The organism is Streptomyces africanus (genome assembly GCF_002150735.1).
Lineage (GTDB): Bacteria > Actinomycetota > Actinomycetes > Streptomycetales > Streptomycetaceae > Streptomyces > Streptomyces africanus.
This window is the reverse complement of record NZ_MUKA01000276.1, coordinates 1-502: the sequence shown is the minus strand read 5'-3', so window position 1 is coordinate 502 and position 502 is coordinate 1. Positions and strand designations below refer to the sequence as shown.

General features: G+C 69.2%; 1 protein-coding gene (cut by a window edge). It reads right to left on the bottom strand.

What is annotated here, in order from left to right; genetic code table 11:
- Positions 1-502: part of a glycosyl hydrolase 115 family protein coding region (locus tag CCL05_RS30745; protein WP_208641654.1), annotated on the bottom strand (this coding region is incomplete at its 5' end). The annotated region extends 1,681 nt beyond the left edge of the window; the window shows 502 of its 2,183 annotated nt.

The window sequence follows — 502 nt, the reverse complement described above, 5'->3', positions numbered from 1 at the left end:
ACCGCGACCTTCTCCGGGATCGTGGTGGCGTACTTCGTCTCCAGGGCGGAGTCGTGCAGGCCGCGCATGCCGATCGTCCAGCTGCTCTCGTAGGCGGCGTTCTGCCGGGCCCGCGCCCGCCAGTAGCCGGAGATGACGGCCGGGTTCACCGTGTAGTCGTAGACCGGCAGGGTGCCGTCCGGGTTGCGGTGCTCCTCGGCCCACGGCTCCCACTCGTGCACGCCGTTGCGCAGCATGGCCTCGGGGTGGCTGGAGCCGACCACGATGCCGTAGCGGTCGGCCAGTTCGGGGTTCTCGCGGTGCTTGTTGAAGAAGTCGGAGTACGGGTGCATCGCGGGCCAGNNCAGCAGCTCGAAGACCCGCTCGTAGGTCCGGGGGCCGATGTTCTTGTCCGGCTCCTGGGTCCGGTGGGACCAGGTGGTGAGGTTCTGCTCGTCGTTGATGAAGATGCCGCGATAGCGGACGGCGGGCTCGTGGCGTACGAAGGGGCCGGCCGGGACGG